General features: G+C 43.3%; 14 protein-coding genes, 1 tRNA gene and 2 pseudogenes. 9 read left to right on the top strand and 8 right to left on the bottom strand.

Annotated elements, in window-relative coordinates:
- Nucleotides 1-276: 276 nt before the first annotated feature.
- Both NTX44_11555 and hrpB read left to right on the top strand, forming a co-directional pair.
- Nucleotides 277-1,173: an Abi family protein gene (locus tag NTX44_11555; GenBank protein ID MCX6122235.1), complete on the top strand. Its 897-nt coding sequence runs from the start codon at nt 277-279 to the stop codon at nt 1,171-1,173.
- A gap of 200 nt (nt 1,174-1,373) precedes the next feature.
- Nucleotides 1,374-3,866 carry an ATP-dependent helicase HrpB gene (gene hrpB, locus NTX44_11550; GenBank protein MCX6122234.1) on the top strand — a complete coding sequence of 831 codons (2,493 nt, stop codon included), beginning with the start codon at nt 1,374-1,376 and terminating at the stop codon, nt 3,864-3,866.
- A 332-nt stretch (nt 3,867-4,198) separates the two neighbouring features.
- Here hrpB and NTX44_11545 read toward each other — a convergent pair whose 3' ends face one another.
- The 3 genes from NTX44_11545 to NTX44_11535 all read right to left on the bottom strand — a co-directional run bounded on the left by NTX44_11545 (nt 4,199) and on the right by NTX44_11535 (nt 6,761).
- Nucleotides 4,199-4,609 carry a hypothetical protein gene (locus tag NTX44_11545; GenBank protein MCX6122233.1) on the bottom strand — a complete coding sequence of 137 codons (411 nt, stop codon included), beginning with the start codon at nt 4,607-4,609 and terminating at the stop codon, nt 4,199-4,201.
- A 92-nt stretch (nt 4,610-4,701) separates the two neighbouring features.
- The gene (locus NTX44_11540) at nt 4,702-6,600 is read right to left on the bottom strand and encodes an ABC-F family ATP-binding cassette domain-containing protein (protein MCX6122232.1); all 1,899 of its coding nucleotides are present in this window, start codon (nt 6,598-6,600) and stop codon (nt 4,702-4,704) included.
- Between the two features lie 88 nt (nt 6,601-6,688).
- Nucleotides 6,689-6,761: transfer RNA gene (locus NTX44_11535), tRNA-Gly, on the bottom strand.
- Nucleotides 6,762-7,066: 305 nt separating this feature from the next.
- On the opposite strand from NTX44_11535, the gene NTX44_11530 reads away from it, so the two are divergent.
- The 4 genes and pseudogenes from NTX44_11530 (at nt 7,067) to NTX44_11515 (ending at nt 8,304) form a co-directional block, all read left to right on the top strand.
- Nucleotides 7,067-7,222 carry a hypothetical protein gene (locus NTX44_11530; protein MCX6122231.1) on the top strand — a complete coding sequence of 52 codons (156 nt, stop codon included), beginning with the start codon at nt 7,067-7,069 and terminating at the stop codon, nt 7,220-7,222.
- Nucleotides 7,223-7,241: 19 nt separating this feature from the next.
- A pseudogene (locus tag NTX44_11525) lies at nt 7,242-7,463 on the top strand (IS1 family transposase).
- Nucleotides 7,464-7,682: 219 nt separating this feature from the next.
- The gene (locus tag NTX44_11520) at nt 7,683-7,937 is read left to right on the top strand and encodes a hypothetical protein (protein ID MCX6122230.1); all 255 of its coding nucleotides are present in this window, start codon (nt 7,683-7,685) and stop codon (nt 7,935-7,937) included.
- A gap of 1 nt (nt 7,938) precedes the next feature.
- Nucleotides 7,939-8,304 carry a type II toxin-antitoxin system PemK/MazF family toxin gene (locus tag NTX44_11515; protein ID MCX6122229.1) on the top strand — a complete coding sequence of 122 codons (366 nt, stop codon included), beginning with the start codon at nt 7,939-7,941 and terminating at the stop codon, nt 8,302-8,304.
- Nucleotides 8,305-8,476: 172 nt separating this feature from the next.
- Here the strand turns inward: NTX44_11515 and NTX44_11510 are convergent, their stop codons facing one another.
- From NTX44_11510 to eutM, 4 genes and pseudogenes are all read right to left on the bottom strand, one after another.
- Entirely contained in the window at nt 8,477-9,247 is a 771-nt protein-coding gene (locus NTX44_11510; protein ID MCX6122228.1) for a YdcF family protein, read from the bottom strand.
- Nucleotides 9,248-9,601: 354 nt separating this feature from the next.
- Entirely contained in the window at nt 9,602-10,186 is a 585-nt protein-coding gene (locus NTX44_11505) for an HAD family phosphatase (protein ID MCX6122227.1), read from the bottom strand.
- A gap of 551 nt (nt 10,187-10,737) precedes the next feature.
- Nucleotides 10,738-10,998 (bottom strand): annotated as a pseudogene (locus NTX44_11500) (BMC domain-containing protein).
- A 65-nt stretch (nt 10,999-11,063) separates the two neighbouring features.
- Nucleotides 11,064-11,351 carry an ethanolamine utilization microcompartment protein EutM gene (gene eutM, locus NTX44_11495; protein ID MCX6122226.1) on the bottom strand — a complete coding sequence of 96 codons (288 nt, stop codon included), beginning with the start codon at nt 11,349-11,351 and terminating at the stop codon, nt 11,064-11,066.
- A gap of 226 nt (nt 11,352-11,577) precedes the next feature.
- Here eutM and NTX44_11490 point away from each other — a divergent pair, with 226 nt between their 5' ends.
- Both NTX44_11490 and NTX44_11485 read left to right on the top strand, forming a co-directional pair.
- Nucleotides 11,578-12,774, top strand: a complete 1,197-nt coding sequence (locus NTX44_11490; GenBank protein MCX6122225.1) for a M14 family zinc carboxypeptidase — start codon at nt 11,578-11,580, stop codon at nt 12,772-12,774.
- 5 nt (nt 12,775-12,779) lie between these two features.
- Nucleotides 12,780-13,385 (top strand): sigma-70 family RNA polymerase sigma factor, encoded by a 606-nt coding sequence (locus NTX44_11485; protein ID MCX6122224.1) that lies wholly within the window; start codon nt 12,780-12,782, stop codon nt 13,383-13,385.
- Between the two features lie 101 nt (nt 13,386-13,486).
- Here NTX44_11485 and NTX44_11480 read toward each other — a convergent pair whose 3' ends face one another.
- Entirely contained in the window at nt 13,487-14,188 is a 702-nt protein-coding gene (locus NTX44_11480; protein ID MCX6122223.1) for a metallophosphoesterase family protein, read from the bottom strand.
- 179 nt (nt 14,189-14,367) lie between these two features.
- On the opposite strand from NTX44_11480, the gene NTX44_11475 reads away from it, so the two are divergent.
- Complete coding sequence (locus NTX44_11475) at nt 14,368-15,744, top strand: cation diffusion facilitator family transporter (protein ID MCX6122222.1); 1,377 nt, start codon at nt 14,368-14,370, stop codon at nt 15,742-15,744.
- The last annotated feature ends 27 nt before the right edge of the window (nt 15,745-15,771 follow it).

Below are 15,771 nucleotides of genomic sequence, written 5' to 3'. Positions count from 1 at the left end.
TCGAACGCTTTTCACCTTCGTTTATTGATCTCATCTGTAAAGTTGTTTGCATGTATTGTTAATTGTTGTGTGTTTAATTATGTTTAAAACAGTTTAAAAACAAGCATATATCTACAGATTTGTTAATTGTAAAAATCACATTTGTTAATTCTGTCATTATTTTATAGAAAAACAATTGACAATACCAATCTCACGAGTTATATTGGTATCAGCAAGCCTGCCGCGCCTCTGCCTAGCATGCGAAATTCGGTGGGCGTTTTTTTTGTACGGTAAGCAATGAAATTCGATAAACCACCAATCACTATCGAACAACAGGCTAATCTCCTCCTTTCCCGAGGACTCATTGCTGATAAAGAAGTTCTTATGAATCGTCTTACGGTCGTTAATTATTACCGACTCAGTACGTATCTCTATCCTTTTCGATTGCCAGATCAACGGTACAAAGAAGGAACAACTCTTGATCTTATTTGGAGACACTATACTTTTGACAGGCAATTACGACTTCTTACGATGGATGCAATTGAGAGAGTTGAAGTTTCTGTACGCACGAAATTAGCCTATCATCTCTCGCACTCCTATGGGGCATTTGCTTACACTAATCAGAAAAACCTTCCTGACTTATCCGTTGACGTTCATCAAAAATGGGTTGCTGAATTAAAGGAAGAAATTGACAAAAGTAAAGAACCGTTCATCATTCATTTTATTCAAAAATATGGTGACACACATCCGATGCCGCCCTTATGGATGGCCATTGAAGTGATGAGTTTTGGAAAAACATTAACGATGTTTCGCGGTGTCGATTATAAAATGAAACAAAAAATATCAGCTTACTACAATGTTAGTGATGAAATATTTTTTTCCTGGCTGATCGCGCTTAATAGTGTACGAAATATTTGCGCACATCATGGCCGCCTGATAGACCGTGTATTAGGACCTCAACCAAAGATACCACGTGGTCAAAAATATCCTGAATGGCACTCACCGGTTGAAATAACAAGAGAAAGAATATTTAGCATCTTAACAATTCTTCAATATGTTCTTCAGTTTGATGCACCGACGAGCCGATGGAAGGAAAGGCTTAAAAATTTATTTTCGAGTTATTCCGATGTTTCTTTGCGAATAATGGGTTTTCCGACGAACTGGGAAGAAAGCCCATTATGGAAGAGAAAGTAGGTTACCTCTTCGAGAAATGCATCGATTTTGAAAACCAGCGATCTATCCGGTTTTTTCTTTCGCTCCACGCTTCTCAAAGCAAAGGTACAATGTAATGCATCGCCGCTTTCCGCCAACAAAAGAATCAAAATGATTATCGATGTGGACCCGCAAGGAATGATGTAAGATGAACAATCTGTTTGTATATTGCATACTACCGAATGCAGGAACTCAACCGCACATATCCTATCGACGACGTCTTACCGCGATTATTAGAAACATTTCAGCATACACATAACATCGTTCTTTCCGCACCGACAGGCGCTGGAAAAACCACGCACGTTCCGATTTCTCTGCTTGCTTCAGAATGGATGGCTGGGAAGAAACTGATTATGCTCGAACCTCGTCGCCTTGCCGCGCGCCGTGCCGCAGAATATATGGCAGCCCAGGTTGGCGAATCGGTCGGTCAGACTGTTGGGTATCGCATTCGCGGTGAAGCGATCATAAGCAAGAACACGCGCATTGAAGTAGTGACGGAAGGAATTCTTACACGGCTTCTTCAACATGAACCTGATTTACCGAATGTTGCCCTCATTATCTTTGATGAATTCCACGAACGCAGCATTCATGCCGATCTTGGACTTGCACTGACTCTTGATGTGCAGGAACATTTGCGGAATGATGTACGCGTGCTTGTCATGTCCGCGACACTCGATGGTATTGCGGTGGCAAAACTCATTGGCAATGCACGGATTGTCGAAAGCGCCGGCTTTCTTTATCCTGTTACTACAAATTACGCTCGCTTTCCTTCCGATAAACAAATTGAAACTCGAATGGTTGATACCATCATACGAGCACTTTCAGAACATGAAGGCGACGTGCTTGCATTTCTTCCCGGACGACGAGAAATTCGCCGCGTAGAAAATTCCTTATGGGAAAAACATGTACCGAATGATGTACTTGTGCATTCGCTCTTCGGCGATGCATCGTACCAACAGCAATCTGCAGCGCTGTCTCCGGCACCGGTTGGCAAACGCAAAGTCATTCTCTCCACAAGTGTCGCAGAAACGAGCTTAACCATCGATGGCGTGTGTATGGTGATCGATTCCGGATTGGCGCGCACAGCACGCTTTGATGTACGGCGCGGAATGTCCGGACTCGTAACAGTTCCCGTTTCCAAAGCTGTCGCAGATCAGCGGCGCGGACGCGCAGGTCGCCAACAACCCGGTGTGTGCTTTCGTTTGTGGACTGAGACAGAACATGCGCAGCTTCCAGAGTATCCTCAACCGGAGATCAAAACTGCTGATCTCGCACCTCTTGCACTTGATTTTGTATTGTGGGGTACATCAAATGGCGAGAATTTACGATTCCTTGATCCACCTCCACCGCCACATCTGCTTCAAGCTCAATCATTACTGAAAGATCTTGGTGCCGTAGATGGCGGGGGAAAACTCACGAAGCACGGGCGTTCAATGGCAGAACTCCCTCTTCATCCGCGCTTTTCACACATGATTCTACGAGGGAAAGAATTAGGGTCGGGATCGTTAGCCTGTGACATTGCAGCACTCCTCGAAGAACGTGATATTTTTTCCGGGAAAAAGGATGCAGATATTGATCTTGTTTCTCGTTTGCACATCCTGCATGAAAAACAAAAAACCAATGAAGAATCTCTTGCACGAGTTCTTTCACAATCGAGACGATTAAAGCTGCTCACAAATATCCAGCAATCAAAAGAGAAGATGGAAGATGTAATAGGAATTCTTCTTGCACTCGCTTATCCTGAACGAATCGCCTGCAGGCGTGATATAAAAAACAATCGATATCAAATGGCAAGCGGTACAACGGCTGTTTTACCAAACGGGAGTCTTCTTGCGCGGGAAGAATTTCTTGCTATTGGCGAAGTTGACGGCATTGGTACAGAGGTTCGTGTCTATCTTGCCGCACCGCTCGCCAAGAAAGATTTACAGAATATTTTCGCTGATGATATAATAGAGGAAGAAGAAATTCGCTGGAGTGTAAGTGATGATATGGTGATTGCACGAAATGTCTCGCGGCTCGGTGCTATCATTATTTCTGAACAACACATCAAACCACATGGAGAGAAAGTAAGCGCTGCAATGGTTGATGGTGTACGACAGTTGGGATTAGAATGTCTACCGTGGGGTAAAGAAACGCGTTCGCTTCAACAACGCAGTGAATGGCTGCGAAAGAACCTCGATCAAATTGATTTACCGGATATCAGCAATGCAATGTTGTTTAAAACATTGGAAGATTGGCTCGCTCCATTCCTTGATGCGATATGGCGCCGTGATCAACTTCAGAAATTATCGTTGATGGATATTCTCCATGCACGGTTCACGTTTACGCAATGGCAGGAGCTCGAACGGCTTGCACCTACGCATTTGAATTTACCAAGTGGATCGCGCATAGCATTGGATTACTCCAGCGAGCAGCCGGTGCTTGCTGTGCGTTTGCAAGAATTGTTCGGACAATCTGACACGCCAAAAATTTGCGATGGTAAGATAAATGTACTCGTGCATTTGCTTTCACCTGCGCATCGCCCGCTCGCGGTCACACAGGATTTACACAGCTTCTGGACAAACACTTATCCCGAAATCCGTACACAAATGCGCGCGCGTTATCCCAGGCACGTCTGGCCGGACGATCCCCTGACAGCAAAGCCGACGAACAAAACAGTGAGAAGGAAAAAGTAAATGAACTGTCAGGTAAAAAAAGGTAGTGGGCTATTTTAGATTCCCGTCCGACTTTATCGAGATCTCGAGGTTGACCAAAAAGAAAGAAAATGTCACCCCGAACTTGTTTCGGTGTCTAATTTTTTACAAAAAACAGATGCTGAAACGAGTTCAGCATGACAACTCCGGACTTTTTAGACAGCCTCGACTTATCTCGATTGTCTCGGACAATCGGGACGGGACTATCGGGAATTTATCTTTTAACAAATAAACTATTTGAAAATAGCCCTCTACGAAAAAAAAGCCCGGTATTTAACCGGGCATGAAAAACACAATCTCCTTCCTTATTTCTCCTAAGCCGCGGGCGTTGCTTTCTTCCCAAACACGAGTGCAAGCGCAACACCGACAATTATATATTCGATCACACCATAAATAAACCATTGGAGCGCAAGCGAATAAGGAATGGCAATCATTGCATATGTGCCGTACGCCATGCCGATACTGATTAACACACCTATATAGAAACCATAACGCAAGCCCTCGATGATTCCTTTTCCTTCATATCCCTTCGAGAAGATAAACGTCACAAGAAAGGCAACCACTATTTTTACGATGTGTAAAATCCACATCTTTTGCATCATGTCCGGCCGCCAAACACTTTGTGTGGCTTGATACACGTTCATAAGTATTACGCCATGAACGAGAATATCCAGCACTTCCAAAAGAATAAACGTAACGACAAAACCAATGAGTACTTTTTTCATGGTTCCTCCTATTAAATTATTGGTTGATGTGAGAAGCTGGATTATGATTACTTAACGGTACAGAAAATGAAATTTTATTGCTAGCAGATTCATTATTCCCTGTTCCCTGCTTTTATTTCTTCAAGCTCATGCCATCGTCTATAAAGACGCTCAAGTAATATTTTCGCAGCTGTAAGCTCTTCCGTTAATTGAACGGTTTGCTCACCGCGTTTCTCGTAGAAATCAGGAGAGGCAAATATCGCTTCGATCCGCGAGACTTCCGATTCGGCATGCATAATATCACTTTCAATCTTCTCAAGCTCCTTCGCTTCTTTCCATTTCAGTTTATTTGTTTGAGTTTTTTGGCGCACTTCTTGCTTTTCCGGCAGATCAGATTTTATAGAATGAGCCGACGCTTCTGCCTCTCTTATAGTCCGCTTTTCTAGATAATAGCTATAATCGCCTTCGCTGAAGTGCACGTTTCCGTCACCTTCAAACGCAAGGATGCCGTTGCAGACACGGTTCAAGAAATACCTGTCGTGACTGACAGCAATAACACATCCATCAAATGCGGCGAGCGCTTCTTCTAGAATGCGGAGCGTGGCAAGATCCAGATCGTTTGTCGGTTCGTCGAGAATTAAAAAATTTCCGCCATTCTTTAATACCTTTGCAAGCAGTAACCGACTGCGTTCTCCGCCGGAAAGTTTTTCCACTTTTGTATTCATGCGGTCATCGGCAAAAAGGAACCGCCGCAAATATGTCCACACTTTCATCTGTTCGCCGCCAAACAGTATCCATTCACGTCCTTCACCAAGTTCCTGGACTACGGTATTTTCATCGTTCAGCGCCACACGCGATTGATCGATATAATTGAATACCGTTCTTTCGCCAACAACAACGCTGCCTGTGGCAGCGTTGAGTTCTCCTAAAATAATTCTCAACAATGTTGTTTTACCAAGGCCGTTCCGTCCGATGATTCCTAATTTCCGTTTCCTGTCAAAATTGAAATCAAGCCCTTCAAACAATTTCTTTCCACCTAATTCCATTCCTATCTGTTTCAAATTTAAGATTGTCGCACCGAGTCCCGGCGCTGGGGGAATAATCAACTCCACTTCTGCTTCAACATCCGGTCCTTTTTGATCTACAGCTTCAAAATATGCATTGAGCCGGCTCTTTGCTTTAGTTCTTCGAGCCCTCGCTCCGCGGCGAACCCATGCGAGTTCCCGGCGCAAAAAGCTGGCCCGCTTTTTCTCTTCAGTTTCTAATTGCATTTCCCGCTCTGCTTTGTCTATCAAAAAGTCATCATAATTGCCATCGTGGGAATAACACTCGCCGTTGACAAGTTCGACAATTCTATTTGCAATCGAATCTAAGAAATATCTGTCGTGCGTAACGAAGAGACATGCGCCGGAATAATTCTCAAGATATTCTTCTATCCATTCAATCGATTGTGTGTCGAGATGATTCGTTGGTTCATCAAGAATAAGGAAATCGGGGCGCGAGATGATTGCTTTACACAATGCAACACGTCTCTTTTCCCCTCCAGAGAGCGTATCAATTGCGCGCTGCTTGACCGGTACATTGAGCGAATGCATCGCTGTTTCAATTCTATTTTCAAGATTCCATCCGTCACGATGCAGGATTTGCTCTTCCAGCACGTGGCGTTTCTCGGAAGTCGGCGGCAGGCTTTCGTATTCTCTCAGAATATCAATAACATCGTGCGCACCTTCGACAATATTTTCGTACACAGATTTCGTGGGATCAAGTTGAAAATTCTGCGGAAGGTACCCGATAATAATATCCCTGCGCCGCGAGATCGATCCTGAGTCCGGCTCCATCTCGCCGGCAATTATTTTAAGCAGTGTCGATTTGCCTGAACCATTATTGCCGATCAGCCCAATCCGGTCTGTCTGGTGAATGTTCAACGTTGCATTCTTGAGCACAACCTGCGATCCATACTGAACGGCTAAGTTTTGTGCGGCAAGTATGGCGGGACTGATAGTTTTAGACATAATTTAAAATAAAGATGTTACAGTATTTTAGAATCTACCAAAACAAAAAACGAGTTAGCAAACAAACGCTAACTCGTATCATTTTCTGAGCGGGCGACGAGGTTCGAACTCGCGACATTCAGCTTGGGAAGCTGACACTCTACCAACTGAGTTACGCCCGCAACTAAATTTTATTTATCAAAAGAACTTTTATCACCCAGCTTGGTCCCGCTAAAAAGAAGCGGGATTCTGAAAACTGCATCCGCTCACATAAAACGTTCGCGGGCAGTTTTCGAAGAAGCTGGCATTTTTACCCGCGATCTTTTTGGCGGGCTACCGCTGCCTGCCCCGCTGCTTTTGAGCGGGGAATGACTCCCGCAAGAATTCTGTATCAATATAATTTTTTATATGAAGACAATCAAACAGTCAAACAAACGGGTAGTGGTGCATTTTGAAATCTAAACAATAATTAACCAGAAAAGACACTATGAAAACCAATCTTGCAGTTAATAATCATAAATATGATATTGTTTTGAATCCCCCGTTACAATGGCAACCAAAAAGGAAAAAGGGCATGGCAAAATTCGATCTTGATGCAATGATTCCGCGAGAGGACTTTACGGTAACAGAAAAAAAGAGGTAGAGTCTGCAAAAAATTCAACAGTAAAAATAATCGAATTAGCACATCTCATATTGAAAGATAAAATCTTACCATAAGAATGAACATGCGACGGCTTACAAGACTTACAAACGCATTCAGCAAGAAACTTGATAATCATAAAGCGGCAATCACATTGCATTTCTTCCATTATAATTTTATGCGGATTCATCAAACACTTAGAATTACACCCGCAATACAGGCAAGCGTCACAAATCACATTTGGACATGGGGAGAGTTCGTAGGTATGCCAAAAACAGACAAAAAAGCGGCTTAATTAATATTTGGCTATTTTTTACTTGACATTGAGTAGACGTAATAATATATTTTTTATGTTGTTTATATATTAATATTTACACATAGATTTTTGTGGAACTTTTTGTGTAAATATTCGTTGTAATATTTGGTGGTAGTATTGTATTATTTGTAGAACATCGGAGGACTTATGAACGCAGAAACTGTTGTCACAACATGGAAAAAAATAAATTTTCAAACTTCTCCCGAATTATATTTTCGCGCCAACCAAGTCGCAGAAGACCTTAACTCTTCGTTAAGCGAAACAATAAGAATAGCCTTAGAAGAGTTCTTGAAAAGATATGAAACAGAAAAAATTCAGAGAGAACTTGAAGAAGGGTACAAGGCAAACGAAGAATATTATTTCAAAATGAATGAAGAATGGAAGTTTGCAGACGCAGAATAATATGACTGGACTAATTGAGCCCCTATTGAGAGGTGATGTGTATGAGGTTAATCTTGATCCTACAGTAGGGGCAGAAGTTAAAAAGAAAAGACCCGCTTTAATTATCCAAAATGACACTGGAAATAAATTTAGTCCAGTAACTATTATTGCGCCCATTTCGAGTGTAAAAGAAATTACTAAACCCTTGCCAATAATGGCTTTTTTAAAGAAGGGTAAGGGGGGATTAAAAGAAGACAGCTATGTGGACTGTGGACAAATACGAACCCTTGATAAAAATATTCGCCTACTTGATAAGTGGGGTTCTCTGTCGGCTACAGACATGGAACAGGTAAATAAAGCCATTAAAATTTCACTCGCGCTACCCTAAGTTTGATTTTCCCGATCAAACATTTCTTATAAGTTCCCGATTCTCAACCATGCACTTCATTTTGTAAATTGAAAATGCACCACTACCATCTTGAGTAGTATACTACTTTCGATTCTTAGTAATTGATTCCTTCGCCGTCTTGGAAACTTATTCAGTGAGAACTCATTACCACCTACTTCCTACTCCTCTCATCGCATCCCATCCAACTCCAAATCATCCCAACATACGCATACATTATTTCCTCCATCATCATAACATTCCTCGATGAAGGCACCAGGCAACCGGGATATTTCTGTGATTCGTGTTTGATTATAAATGCTGTTGGTGCCGGGACTGGATTCAACCCAGCTTTTTTGAAAAGCGTCATAGCTCTTGGCATGTGGATAGAGCTCGTAACAAGAATAAGATTATCTTTATTGCCGAAGTTTCTTATATACTCGTCTGCCTCCATCCTTGTGTCACTCGGCAAGGGCAGGGTCGACATCGAAGCTGAATCCACACCGAGCGAGAGAGCTGTACGGTAGAGCACAAGAGCATGGGACAGCTCGGATCGATAACCGTACCCGGACAATATTAACTTGCTGTGGGGGATCATTTTTTTAATACGGATTCCTTCCACCAACCTTTCGAGTGCAGTTGTTCCAAGCTGGTTATTAGGAGAAAGGCTTTTATCATCCGAATGTCCACTGCCCAGGACAAGAATATTACATGAGCCGGTAAGTTTCTTGAGAACATCATTTGATATCTGAGAATATTGATTTTCAAACGATTGAACAAGTACTTGCGGTACAGGTGCAGTTGTTGTTACCAGGAACCATAACCCTGCGATCCACAGCATGATTTTACCTCTCCGTCTCTGGTTCATTCTATAAAAAATAATTGTCGCCAGCAGGAAATAAAACAAAATAGGAACAGGCATTATAAATAATAGAATTTCTCTCATCGCTCATCCTTCAGTCTTTTGGTCCTTAAGTGACCTTGGTATCGCGATCACTTTTTCTTTATACCGGTAAAGCACTACAGAATTATCTGCCACATTTTAAGGACTCTCTTATTTTGTTTCATGATTTCCTAATGGAATGAAATAAATTTTATAACCAAAGAAACTCCGACAGAAAAACTGCGCGGCCTAGGATCTAATCGTTATTGAGGCCGTATTGGCTTATACATAAAGCTCATTGAAAACTAAGAAGATAGAAAGTCATTAGCAACGTGCCGAGGAGGTGGATCGGCTGGGACAAAAAGAGCTACGATGATATTCATGTAGATTTTTGTAGTTAAAGAAATACCCTTTTCTTTACGACTCACGGATATCAGTTGCTACCATGCCTGCCATGCGTGCCGCTTTCAGCCCAATATCCCCGTCTTCAAACACTTGACATAACTGCGGATTTACATGAATACGCCGAGCGGCTTCCAAAAATATTTCCGGCGATGGTTTCGGTGGAACATCTTTATCATCAGCAGTGATAATAACTGTAAAGTATTCTTTGATCCCAATCAATTCTAATGAGAGCAATACATTTTCTCGTGACCCGCCGGAAGCAATCGCCATCGGAAGCCGTGATGCATACCGGTGCACAACATTGACAACCGCATCGATCGGTTTCATCTCCGCACAATACTTTCGGAAATATTCTTGTTTTAAGCGCGCTGTGTATTCAACATCCAGATTCATTCCAAAAGATTCATTATATGATGCAAGAATGTCTTTGCCTTGCATCCCTTTCTTGGAGAAGATAAAATCATAATCCCATTCTCCATCTGCTTGCGTGATAGCATGCTCCCACGCTTTCATGTGGAGAGGCATTGAGTCTATCAATGTTCCGTCACAATCAAATATTAATCCCTTGATATATGCAGGCACTTCAATTGTTTTCATATGCATTCAAAACTATTTTCAAGAAAGGCATCATGGATTGTCGGTATATAAATCATTTTTCTTTTTTAAAATTATTATGCCCATGTATTTTTTTTACGAAGACAAGCAATTGGGAGAGGTTAGAAGTCAACGTTGAAAGCGGTAATATATGATCGGGGAACTAACAGCTGATGACTGAATTCTGAATGCTATGCTTTCCTTACTTTCAGCAACTCTTCCATTAATTCTTTTTTATTGGCTCGCGAAATCTGTCTGCCATAAATCGAAAGCCCTTCAAGAGTCCGCGCAAGACGGCGTAGTTCATGCACCGTCATACTATCTAACTCTTTGAAGTACGCTTGCAGTTCCGGACTCAATCCTTCCGGCATTGTATACACTTCTTCTGGAGCCTGTTCTTCCTTGGGCTCTTCACCGGCCTCTTGAATATTCTCGCTTTGTGGCGCGATCGGTTCTTCTTCCTGAAGAGGAAAGTCCTTTTTTTCTGAGACCGCTGTTTCCCCGTTGAGAATTCTTTCTACATCATTCTGCGAGAGTTGACTTTTTGCAAAGATCAGTTCTTCCAGTCCGTCTCCAGGGCGTGGAATGATGTGCTGAGAAATAAGTTCGCCAACACGTTGTGCCGCCGCTGCTCCGGCTTCAACTGCGGAACGCACTGCTGCAGTGTCGCCGACGACTTTGATTGTGACGAGCGCACCTCGTGTTATCTCCTTACCAACCAGAATGACATTGGCAGTTTTCACCATTGTGTCAGCCGCTTCAATGGCGGCAACAAGTCCTTTGGTCTCCACTAAGCCGAGAGCGTAGTCAACCATGCATGATGATCCGATAAAAAAATCCCGACGGTGTACAATCATTCGGGATTATGATTCAGAAATAATTATTTTTGCGCTGGACGTTTAGGGAGAATGGTTTCCACATCACTGTGCGGACGCGGAATAACATGCACCGATACCAACTCGCCAACGCGCTGTGCCGCTGCCGCTCCGGCATCGGTTGCTGCTTTCACGGCACCAACATCGCCGCGTACCATAACGGTGACATATCCGCCGCCGATTTGTTCTTTACCGATCAGTGTCACTTTAGCCGCCTTGACCATTGCATCGGCTGCTTCGATAGCGCCGACAAGTCCTTTGGTTTCGACCATGCCAAGTGCGTCTAATGAAATGTCTGACATTGAAATTCTCCTTACGTGTGTGGTCAGAATGGAAGTTTCACGCTGACGCCAATATAAAGAATGACCATCTGAATGTCAACATACGTTTCCATTTTTGAAATTTGTTTTTTTTCAACACAAACAAGAAAACAGAAAATCGGTGCAAAGAATAGAAGAATGCGCTATCTTATAACTACGAGAACATGGAATTAACTTTCAATTGTAAATAGTTCCCAGCATGACAACATTGATTCAACCAGCTGCACAAAATATTGCACGCGAATTGTTCGATTCATACGATTCTTTCAAGGCGGCTGAAATTATTTCGTGCCGAATCACACACGCGGAAATGATGAAATGGCTTCGGTCGTTTAAAGAGCAAAATCTGTTCACCAAAATGCCCTTAGGAACATCGGGTGAAGGCAGAACAATCTCCCTCTATTCAATAGGAACTGGATTAACGAAAGCAATGCTCTGGTCGCAAATGCACGGCGATGAACCGACAGCGACCATGGCACTTATAGATATATTCAACTTCTTCACGAAGCATCCGGACCATATTGTAACGAACACCATCCGGGAAAAATTGAACCTGCTGATGATTCCGATGCTGAACCCTGATGGAGCCGAACGATTCACTCGCCGGACAGCTCAACTCGTGGATTTGAACCGTGATGCGTTAGCACTAGAAACTCCAGAAGCTCGAATTCTAAAAGAAGCATGCATTAAATATCAGCCGGAATACGGATTTAATCTTCACGATCAAGATACGCGGCTGACAGTCGGTACTACGAAAAAAATCACCGCAATCGCATTGCTTGCTCCTTCTACAGACGAATCGCGTTCAGATACTCCGGTGCGAATAAGGGCAAAAAAAGTTGCTTCTATATGTGCACAAATTTTAGCTCTATTTATTCCCGGCTTTGTGGCAAAATGGGACGATACGTTCGAACCGCGCGCGTTTGGCGATAATATTCAGAAATGGGGCACAAGCACGGTGCTGGTCGAATCCGGCGGATGGAAAGGCGATCTCAATAAATTTTTTATTCGTAAATTGAATTGTATTGCACTGTTAACGACGCTGTACGCAATCGCTACTGGCGAGAGTGCGCATGCAGACACCGCGGTGTATGAACAAATTCCATTCAATATGAAATTAGGATGTGATCATATCATTCGGAATGCAGTACTACAGTCGGACAATCAAACTGCTCCAATCCGAGTCGATGTCGGTATCAACTTTGAAACACGAAGGGACGAATCAACAGATTCACTGGAACAGATTGCTACGATTGTAGAGGTTGGCGATCTCAGTACTTTCACGGCATTAGAGGAAGATGTAGATGCAAAGGGAGCGGAGCTTGAAGCGAAGAGAATCAAACTTGATCATTCATTTTCTGCAAACGAGTTGTCGCTGCTCTTAAAGCACAAGTGAACAGGATGGCTCACAAACACACAGATAGCGTAGCTGACCCTACTGCCTCTCACGCGCTCCGCAAACGGCAGGCGGAATTTGAAGCGGAAGCGTTTCCGCACAAGGATATTTTGCTCAACTTTGCATTACGCACCACAGGTGATGCAGATGACGCGAAAGACCTTCTGCAGGAAACGTTTATGAAAGCATTCCGCTTTTGGGATAAGTACGAGAAAGGAACAAACATTCGCGCGTGGCTCTTCCGCATCATGAAAAACTCCTACATCAACCGTTATCGTAAAGAAACACGCGAGCCGGGAATGGTTGACTACGATGACGTTGAAAATTTTTATGATTCCATTCGCGACGACAGTACAGATTCCAACGATCTGCAGAAACGAATGTACAGTAATATGCTGAGTGACGAAGTGACCGGCGCGCTGCAATCTTTGCCGGAAGATTTTCGAACTGTGGTCATTTTGTGCGATATTGAACAACTGACGTATGAAGAAATATCAGATTTTTTGAATTGCCCAATCGGTACTGTCCGTTCTCGTTTGCATCGCGGCAGGAAAATACTGGAGGAAAAGCTGCACGATTACGCAAAAGAGCGCGGCATCACTGTAGATTAAACTCCCCATTCACTTTGCACTCTCTCCCTCGCTCTCTCTTTTATTGTCGCTGGAATGTTCAATCGTTATTCATCATTGCCCACGCTCGATTCGAAATTCAATCATATTCCCATGAACAATCGATGTCCCAGTTTTGGGGGTAGTGTACTGTTCAATATTTTTCGTGCAGCTGTGTGCATATCGTACGGACTGCGGATATTTTCGTATGACCACGTATCGGTATCAAAAACGCCAAAACTCAAATCTGAATTCCGATCACGCGGTTGGCCGATACTTCCTACATTGATGATCAAACGTTCTTCTTTTGTCATCTTGCTTCCCCGTCCACCGGTTGAGAATATTTCGGGAGTGTGTGTATGACCGATGAAACAAATCAATTCTGAAAAACAATGAAATTCAGCAGACGCACCATAGGTATCAAGAATATAATGCCATTCTGCAGGTTGACATGGCGAGGCGTGCACAAAGAGAAGATCATCGGCTTTGTGAGAAAGAGGAAGTGTACGGAGATACTCGAAATTCTTTTCCGTCAATTGCTTTTGTGTCCATAAGATTGCGGCGCGTGCATCGTCGTTGAAGAATTCTGTTTGAGAAATATTTTCGACGGCATCTTCATGATTGCCTTTGATGACAGTATCGCATCGTTGACGCACCAGTTCGACACACTCATTAGGATTCGCGCCGTACCCAACAATATCGCCAAGACAAACAATCTCATCAACAGATTGTCTATCAATAATCTCAAGTGCTTTTGTTAATGCTTCAAGGTTGGAATGAATATCAGAAATGATAGCAATACGCATGGTCGTTCTCAATCCGATATCCCATTGTTGTTTGTTCTTTTCGTTCTAGATACGCAGCGGTGACATTATTCTCTTACTTCATTATTGTGAATATATGCAAACTCACTGTGCTTTGCAATGTTCGTTGCACTCTATAGAAACGCTCTGTATATTGAGCGGTCATAAGAACACAAGTATCTATGAAGATCGCAGCCGGCAGAGAAAAACAATTTATAGCACTCACGTCAGTGCTTGCAGCAGTATTCTTGACAAGTTTTAAACTTGGCATTGGATTATGGACGAACAGTCTTGGCATTCTCTCCGAAGCGGCGCACTCCGGACTTGATCTTCTCGCAGCCATCATTACACTGTTTGCAGTTTCGTTTGCAGATCGCCCTGCTGATGACGATCATCCCTACGGTCATGGGAAGTTAGAAAATATTTCTGCGTTTATAGAAACGCTTCTCCTTGTCATGACATGCGCGTGGATTGTTTGGGAAGGTGTGAGCCGTTTGCTCGCTCATTCTCACCATGTCGAAACAAATATTTGGAGTTTTATTGTGATGGGTGTGTCCATTGTAATCGACACAAGCCGGTCACGCGCTTTGTACCGGGTTGCAAGGAAACACAACAGTCAGGCGCTTGAGGCCGATGCGCTTCATTTTTCAAGCGATGTCTGGTCGTCGCTGACAGTTATCGGCGGATTATTTTTTGTGTGGCTTGGATATCCTGAATTTGATGCTGTTGCCGCGATCGGTGTAGCACTGCTGGTGCTATTTGTCAGCTATCGGTTAGGTCGACGCACGATTGATGCCCTGATGGATCGTGTGCCGCAAAGTTTAACGAAAGAAGTGGAACGCACTATTCAATCAGTAGAAGGCGTAGAAGAACTGCGCAAGGTACGCATTCGTACTTCCGGCGCGCACATGTTTGTGGATACCGTTGTTGCTATTCGCCGGACAATTCCATTTCAAAGTGCTCATGCAATTATGGACAGCATTGAACGGGCGGTGCATGACATTCATCCTAACGCCGATGTTGTTGTGCACTCGGAACCATTCGAATCAAAGGATGAAACCATCATCGATAAAATTCGGATGATTGTGATGGACAAGGGACTGCGTGCACCGCATAATATCGAAGTGCATCTTACTGACGGGAAATATTTTATCGACTTCGACGTGGAATATGCAGAAGGAAAAAGTTTTACCGATGCGCACGAAATGACTTCAGAGATTGAGCGGCAAATTCAAACCGCGCTTCCCTCCATCGGCAAGGTAACGATTCATATGGAAGAATATCATCCATCCGAGCGTATTCTCATGGACGTCACAGACGCCGAGATACATCTGTCGAAGGAAATCCAAGAAGCGACAGAACGGCATAAAGATGTTTTTGCCTGCAAGGATTTAACCTTACTGAAAGAGGGACATCAGTATAACGCTACACTCACATGTCAGATTGAAAAGACAAAAACACTCGATGAAGTACATCAGATTATTTCGGACGTGGAGGCAGTGCTTTTCCGACATTTCAAACAGCTGCGAAGAATCATGATTCACGCGGAACCGAAGTAACTCATTGAGTTGATGAGTCTTCAGCAG

The organism is Ignavibacteriales bacterium (genome assembly GCA_026390575.1).
Lineage (GTDB): Bacteria > Bacteroidota > Ignavibacteria > UBA10030 > UBA10030 > Fen-1298.
The sequence above is the reverse complement of the archived record's forward strand: the minus strand, read 5'-3'. Positions and strand labels throughout refer to the sequence as shown.